Annotated in this window: 1 protein-coding gene; it reads left to right on the top strand. The window is 51.8% G+C overall.

Annotation, left to right across the window (positions count from 1 at the left end):
* On the top strand, positions 1-628 hold a 628-nt coding region (locus tag CCD76_RS19495; protein WP_143543364.1), incomplete at its 5' end, for an IS630 family transposase.
* Between the last annotated feature and the right edge of the window lie 7 nt (positions 629-635).

Below are 635 nucleotides of genomic sequence, written 5' to 3' on the forward strand. Positions count from 1 at the left end.
AAAAAAAAATGGTCATAGCTTCAAGCGCATTCGGCATTCACTCAAGCCCCAGCGTGACGAAACGGACTTTCGCAAAACGCAAGGCCTGATGAAAGCGCTTCACGAGCAAGAGGACCAAGGCGAGCACGAGCTCTATTACTTTGATGAATCAGGTTTTTCACAAGCGTCGTCGGTGCCGTATGCGTGGAGCCCTATCGGCAAGCCCTGGGAAGTCACTGCCTACTCCCGCAGCCGAAGGCTAAACGTGCTGGGATTCTTAAGCCGAGCCGGAAAACTGGTCTATCACACGACAACCGAGACAGTGACCACGGAAACGGTCATAGAAGCGTTTGACCAGTTTGTGATCCAGAAGGATCCAGACACCTTCGCTGTTGTGGTGCTCGACAATGCCAGCATGCATCGCTCCAAGGCCTTTAGGCGCAAGAGGGTGGAGTGGATGTCGCAACGTGTGCATCTGATCTATCTGTCTGCCTACTCACCAGAGCTGAATCTGATAGAGATTCTGTGGCGGCAGATGAAGTACACCTGGCTGCCCTTGAGTGCCTATCTCTCGTTTGAACGTCTACGTGAAGAGGTACACCGCTTACTCGGTGGTTACGGAACTGATCACGCGATTAATTTTGAATAGGCACTTA

Origin of the sequence: Salinicola salarius, from assembly GCF_002179555.1 — a bacterium.
GTDB lineage: Bacteria > Pseudomonadota > Gammaproteobacteria > Pseudomonadales > Halomonadaceae > Salinicola > Salinicola salarius_A.